The following is a 6,832-nucleotide window of genomic DNA, read 5'->3' as shown; positions in this document are numbered from 1 at the left end:
AGTCCACAGCTGTGTCGTCGCTTCTGGTACGACACGTACACGGCAGTCCTCGAAGGCGTGCTCGAAGGCGTCGAAGAGATCGCCGCAGAGCAAGGTAGTAGCGACCCCCAAGTCGTGATGCAGAACTATCTCTCGGACTCGCGGTCGCGGCGGGTGCGTCGGGAGTTTATGCGCGAACAGTTGGCTGAGGCGTTCGGGGAGTGAGTTAGAGCATATAAATGTCACTGCCTAGGTGGCCTCTTACGCTAGCATTTGTCTGTCAAGCACTTGATGCAGGCATTGCACGTCATAGTAGAGTACCATCCTCAAAATATATTGAGGAATCATTATCAGACGGTGAACCCAAGATATATCGAAGCAGTTGACTTATATCTTGAAAGTCAGGGACTTTTTGATATAGTCTCAATTAGGATAGTGAACCGACTATTTGATTACAATCGAAAGACTATAGACACATAATTTAGCTAATCGAATTAAATTTTCGTCACATGATGGTGTGTCTTAGTAATAAAGTGAAGGATAGAAGCCGCCAAATTAGCTCCAGAATCCTTGAAAATGTTACACCAAGTGCTGACGTTGTACCGCTCTATTTTGTGTTAATAGCACAATATTATGTCGGTGGATTCGTTAGCAGTCTTGTCAACCACGACCTACTCGTCCGTATATAGACAGCGTCAGTACACATATTGTACGATGCCGCTTGCGTGATTCTACGGGAGGTTAGACGTGCTGAATCCCGAATAATCACCGCCCGAGATAGGCTTTTGTTAGCCGGTTCCATCTGTCGTACCATGTTTGACCGACCCCGACTAGCCACGACTCAACCACGAGCAACGGCTTGTTCCTGCCTCGAAGCGGCTCTGGAGGCAGCAAACCCCCTGAGTGCGTTGAACCAAACCGTCCGATACGAGAGCGGAACCCTATCGATTCTGGATACGTCATTCGACGTCGATAGCTTCGACCGGGTTGTCGTCGCTGGAGGTGGGAACGCCGCAGGAGTGCTATCGAAGGGACTGGAGGAACTCCTCTCCGACCGAATCGACGACGGAATCGTCGTGACTGACGTTCCAACGTCCCTATCCACGATCCAGGTTTTCGAAGGTGACCACCCCGTTCCGACAGCGAGAAACGTTGAGGCGACGGAGGAACTGCTGAAACTGCTCGATGAGGTCTCAGAGGACACATTAGTCCTCTGCCCGATTACAGGTGGCGCGAGTGCGCTTCTGACGGCACCAGCACCCTCAGTTACGCTGGAGGATTTACAGATGGTGACCGAATCACTTCTGTCGAGTGGTGCGTCGATCGTGGAGATTAACGTCGTCCGAAAGCATCTATCGAGAATCAAAGGAGGCCAATTGGCGACACGTGCTATGCCTGCGACCGTCGTCGGGGTGGTGGTGAGCGATGTCGTTGGCAACGACCTCAGTGCCATCGCGAGTGGACCGACAGTCCCGGATTCGTCAACCTTCGCAGAAGCACAACGGGTGGTCGACAGTTACGGAATCTCTGTGTCCGACCGCGTGCAGGAACGGTTAGAAGCGGGGATAGCAGGAACCGTCGACGAGACACCTACTGCCTCGTCGACGCGTTTCGATTCAGTCTCGAATCATGTCATCGGTGATGTAGAAAGCGCGCTGCTCGCAGCGGAGGCCGAGGCGAGGAACCGAGGATACCACCCGATGATTCTGTCCACGCGTATCAGGGGCGAGGCACGTGAGGCAGCGAAGACACACCTCGCGATTGCAGAAGAGATACGTTCGACGCAGCGGCCCATCGAACCGCCTGCAGTGCTGATATCCGGCGGTGAAACAACCGTAACGCTGTCGGGTGACGGTGTGGGGGGACCGAACCAAGAGTTCGCGCTGAGCGCAGCAATCGAACTCGAGGAAGACGGTGTCGTAGTTGCGAGCGCCGATTCCGATGGAATCGACGGGGTGACCGACGCTGCAGGTGCGATAGTGGACGACACCAGCGTTGACGACCCAATTGCCGCCCGCGATGCGTTGTTACGAAACGATGCCTATCCAGCCCTCAAGCAAGTGGATGCACTCCTCAAGACAGGGCAGACCGGGACGAACGTCAATGACATCCGAATCGTCGTCGTCGAGGGGCCAACAGGGCCCTAAAGGAAGGTATCTGAGACGTTCTCCCCCTCATCTTTATTACCGGCCTCGGTCAACTGTCTAAGGAAGTAATGAGTGTACAGAGAGACGATGCTGCCCAGAGTGCCTACGAACAGTTCGAAGACCTGCCGATGCGCGTCGGGGTTGGACAAATCAAGGAACTGAGCGACGAACACCTCCAGTTTGCTGCTCAGGTGGGAATTGAGGACGTTCTCATCAGCCCATTCGACCCCCATGACGAGTACGACCTCACACTTACCACGGGAGAGGTATGGACATTAGAGGAGCTGACGGCTCTCCGCGAGCGCGTTGAGGCTGCGGGGCTCAGACTCTATGGATTAGAGACGCTGCCGTACAACCTCTATCGAATCCTCATTGATGACAACCCCCAGGAGAAAATCGACGTGGTCAAAGAGTCGCTTAAGAACATTGGGCGGGCGGGCATCCCAGTTCAAGGGTACAGCGGTCACCCACCGACTGGTGTGAGCCGGACCGCCCCAAAGGTTCTCCGGGGGGGTGCGAAAGCAACGGCGTTCGATCCGGAGTTGGTTGACGAGGCGATACTCGAGATTCGCGGTGGAGGTGAAGCGCAAGCACTAGACCCTGAAGAGGTGGGTTCACGTGTCATCGAGACCGACCGAGAACTGACCGAGGAGGCGATGTGGGAGACGTACGAACTCTTCCTGCAGGAGGTTATCCCGGTCGCTGAGGAGTACGGTGTCACACTTGGCCTGCACCCGACTGACCCTCCGATTGAACAAATCGCAGGCGTGCCACTACTCTTCCGGAACTTCGAGAATCACAAGCGCGCGATGGAGCTATACCCAAGCCCGAATCACGGAATCAAGCTGGGGATGGGATGCTGGTCCGAAATGGGAGAGGACCTTGTGGAGGTAATCAAACGATTTGGCGGGGAAAACATCGTCTACGTACACTATCGAGATGTCGTTGGAACCGCCGAAACCGGGTTCTACGAGACGTTTATCGACGACCCGGAGAGCAACTTTGACGAGTACGAGGTGATGAAGACGCTCTATGAGGAGGGTTTCACCGGGGTTATGACGCCCGACCACGTCCCCGACCTCCCGAACGAGAAGGAGTGGCCTGCAGGTGGGTTCCGAGGAAGGGCATTTACCATCGGCTATCTTCGGGGAATGCTCAAGGCAATCCGTTCGGAAGCCGGAATCGACGACTGAGCCGGCGACCTCCCAACAAAATCTGTTTTTCAAGTACACGAAGCACTGAGACCGCCAGCCACAGGCGGGGTTGAGACGAGAGTCCATGCTGAAGGAACTGAACTCCCTCCAGACGGCACTAGGGTGGCTACCGCTGAGTCAGTATAGTGTCCTAATGGCGTACCCCATTTTGATCACACCAACCCGACGCTACTCTGTTGAGCGGTTCGGGTGGTTGAGAACACAGTAGTCGTGTCTCGAGAAGTCGACTGCAGTAACCTCGCTCCCGAATTATGTTCTCGCGTGACCGGAGCGTCCGGGACGACCAATTACTGCGGGTAACACTATACTGACAGTTAATCGCGAGCGACTGGGCCGAAAACAAGCGCTCGGGCCGTTCGAAGAGGTGTTACTCCGCACCTCGCTTCGCTCGTCTCGTACTGGGTCGATCACCCGAAGCAATGTGTTCGCCGGTATCGCGGTCGAAGACGTGGATATGGGATGTGTCGAACGAAATTGGAACGACGTCGCCAACGTTCAGTGGGTCGTCGGCGGAGACGGTCGCACGAATCTCGCCCAGATCTCCTTCGACAGTCGCAAGCATTCGGTCGTCGATACGCTCGATCAGGGTAATCTCGCCTTCGAATCCGGGCCCCGCCGTGTCGAGCGAGACGGTCTCCGGACGGAACCCGAGAACAACCTCGTCGCCCATGCTCAGGTCGGCCTCAGCATTGAGGGACAGGTCGACGATTCGCTCGTCGACAGACACCGAAACACCGTCTGTCGAAACAGTCTCAACGGTCCCGTCGGCGAAGTTCATACTGGGGTTACCGATGAACTGTGCGACGAAGAGGTTCGCAGGTTCGTTATACAACTCGTTGGGCGTGCCGATTTGCTCGATTCCGCCGTTGTTCATCACGGCGATTCGGTCGCTCATCGTCATCGCCTCTTCTTGGTCGTGAGTGACGTACACAGTCGGACGCTTTACTCGCTGATGGACCCGCTGAATCTCTTTTCGGATCTCAACCTTGAGCTTCGCGTCCAGGTCAGAGAGCGGCTCATCCATCAGGAACGCCTTCGGATTCTGAACGACCGTCCGTGCGAGCGCTGCCCGCTGTCGCTGACCACCACTGACCTCGCCGGGATACTTGTTGAGCAGGTCGGTGATCTGCATGATTTCTGCCGCCTCCTTGGCGTGCTCATGACGCTCCTGCGTGGATACCCCACGCACTTTCAGCGGGTACGCGATGTTATCGATGATTTTCATGTGGGGGTACAGTGCGATGTTCTGGAACATCATCGCGAAATCGCGCTTGTTAGCCGGGAGATCGGAAACGTCTCGATTTCCCAATCTAATCTCGCCGCTGGTCGGCGTCTCTAACCCCGCGAGACAGCGGAGAGTGGTTGTCTTCCCACATCCCGAGGGCCCGACGAGCGTGAGGAACTCCTCCGGCCCAATTTCAATGTGAATGCTGTCGACGGCGACGACGGTACCGTCGGGGGTGTTGAACTCTTTTCGGAGCGTGTCGATCGTGATGCTGTTTGCGGTTGAGGTTGTCTGACTCATGGTCTCTGATGGGGTAGTCTGATTGTTGGCTCTGCGTTCGGGTTGGGCTGTGTTACCAACCACGGTTATTTAACACCTCCGGCGCGGAATCCGCGCAGCAGGTACTTCTGCAGGAAGAACACGAACAGGAAGGAGGGAATCACTGCGATGGCGTTGGCGGCCATGAGTGCTCCCCAGCTGATCGCGTCCGTCTGCAGGAACGCCTGGATACCGACAGTAAGCGGCCACTTGCTCGAATCGGACATCAAAACCGTCGGGAGTGTGTATGCGTTCCAGGCAATCGCGTACGAGAATACCGCGACGGCGATCATTCCGGGCTTCGCCATGGGTAGTGCAATCTCGTAGAATGCACGGAATCGAGGTGCACCGGCCATCATCGCGGACTCCTCGAGAGACTTTGGAACCGTCTGGAAGAACTTCCACATCATCCAGAGTGAGAACGGCAACGAAGTTGCAGTAACGGCGAGGATGAGACCGGGGTAGGAGTTAATCATCCCGAGCTTCCGCCAGAAGATGAACATCGGAATCGCGAGCAGGATCGGGGGGAACATGTACCCGAAGATAATTGTGCGGGCGAAGAACTTCTTGTGAGGGATGTCGATACGGGTAAGGCCGTATCCGCCGAGCGTCGCTGCAGTAGTGGTCAGCCCGACGACACCGGCAGCGAGGATGATACTGTTCAGGAGGTAGGTCGGAAAGTCCGTGTTCGTAAACAGTGTCCGGAACTGTTCGAAGGACACCGTCTCCGGAATCAAGGATGAAGGCGTCGTGTACAGCGCTGCGTCCGGTCGAAGCGCGGTACTGAACATCCAGAACAGCGGGAAGGCGATGAGCAAGACTGCCCCGAGCGTGAGGAGGTTAAGGAATCCCGTGTATGCCTTCCCTCTCGTTTGGTACGACGTCATCGCGGAGAAGAGTGACTGTTCTTCTCCGTCATCGTTGCTGTGTCCAGAACTCATTCGACGCGCACCTCCTTCGATGGGTCGAATCTGTAGAAGTACAGTGCTGCGACTACGCTAAGCATACCGAACAGAATCGTCGAGATCGCCGCCGACCGGCCGAGCGCATACTGGTTGAACGCGGTTTTATACGCGTAAATCGGCGCAGTCGTGGTCACATTGATCGGTCCACCACCGGTCAGGATCCAGATGATATCGAACTTGTTGAACATCCACACGCCACGGAGCAAGAGTACGATGAAAATGACTCCTTTCAGGTTCGGCAGCGTGATATCACGGAACTGTTGGAATCGGGAGGCTCCGGCCATTTGAGCGGCTTCGTAGAATCCCGTAGGAATCCCCTGCAGTCGAGCGAGGACCATGATCGTCACGAAGATAGAGAACTTCCAACTGTTCACGAGGATAATAATTAGCATCGCAAGTTCCGGGGAGCCGAGCCAAGCGATGTGTTGGTTGATGAGGCCGGCCTGAACGAGAAGCTGATTGATGATCCCCCACTGACTGTTCAGCATCCACAGTGCGAGGTACGCAACGATAGCTGTCGGAATAAGGTACGGAAGCATCACGACCGCCCGAGCGACCGAGTTCAACTTGAAGGACCGATTGATGAGTAGTGCGATTCCCGTTCCCAGCACTAGCTGCAAGAGTACTGACCCGGTCGCGAAGTAGATGGAGCGGCTGAGTACGGTTCCAAACTGTGGATCGGAGAGTACAACTCGGTAGTTTTCGAGACCAACCCACGTCCACTCCGGAGAGAACGCCGAAATCGAATTAAAACTCGCCGCGATGGTCCATACGACGGGCACAACAATCATGATGACGAACAGGCTCAACGCCGGAAGTAATGTCAACGCCATCAATACACGCTTTCTCGAGAGGAACTCAACGAGCGTGTCTTTCACCCCTGCTGGTTCTGTAGAGTGGGCGGTCCACTCTGTTGTCTCGCTAGCCATGGACTATGACTGTGTGAGTCAATAATAAAGGTTTGCTATAGTACAACAGGGAGCC

General features: G+C 55.5%; 5 protein-coding genes and 1 pseudogene. 3 read left to right on the top strand and 3 right to left on the bottom strand.

The genetic code is table 11. The features are described from left to right. The 3 genes and pseudogenes from BM083_RS22445 to BM083_RS22435 all read left to right on the top strand — a co-directional run. Positions 1-204, top strand: a pseudogene (locus BM083_RS22445) (tyrosine-type recombinase/integrase); the annotation flags it as partial. A 587-nt stretch (positions 205-791) separates the two neighbouring features. Next, a complete protein-coding gene (locus tag BM083_RS22440; protein ID WP_089872847.1) occupies positions 792-2,126 on the top strand; it encodes a glycerate kinase type-2 family protein in 1,335 nt (444 codons plus the stop codon). A 68-nt stretch (positions 2,127-2,194) separates the two neighbouring features. Next, complete coding sequence (locus BM083_RS22435; RefSeq protein WP_177197749.1) at positions 2,195-3,319, top strand: mannonate dehydratase; 1,125 nt, start codon at positions 2,195-2,197, stop codon at positions 3,317-3,319. Between the two features lie 388 nt (positions 3,320-3,707). Here the strand turns inward: BM083_RS22435 and BM083_RS22430 are convergent, their stop codons facing one another. From BM083_RS22430 to BM083_RS22420, 3 genes are all read right to left on the bottom strand, one after another. Next, on the bottom strand, positions 3,708-4,865 hold the full coding sequence (locus BM083_RS22430) for an ABC transporter ATP-binding protein (RefSeq protein ID WP_089872845.1): 1,158 nt from the start codon (positions 4,863-4,865) through the stop codon (positions 3,708-3,710). A 65-nt stretch (positions 4,866-4,930) separates the two neighbouring features. Next, entirely contained in the window at positions 4,931-5,824 is an 894-nt protein-coding gene (locus BM083_RS22425; RefSeq protein WP_089872843.1) for a carbohydrate ABC transporter permease, read from the bottom strand. Further along, positions 5,821-6,777 carry a carbohydrate ABC transporter permease gene (locus tag BM083_RS22420; protein ID WP_089872841.1) on the bottom strand — a complete coding sequence of 319 codons (957 nt, stop codon included), beginning with the start codon at positions 6,775-6,777 and terminating at the stop codon, positions 5,821-5,823. Before BM083_RS22420 ends, BM083_RS22425 begins: the two co-directional genes overlap by 4 nt. Between the last annotated feature and the right edge of the window lie 55 nt (positions 6,778-6,832).

The organism is Halogranum rubrum, assembly GCF_900114455.1.
Lineage (GTDB): Archaea > Halobacteriota > Halobacteria > Halobacteriales > Haloferacaceae > Halogranum > Halogranum rubrum.
The sequence above is the reverse complement of the archived record's forward strand: the minus strand, read 5'-3'. Positions and strand labels throughout refer to the sequence as shown.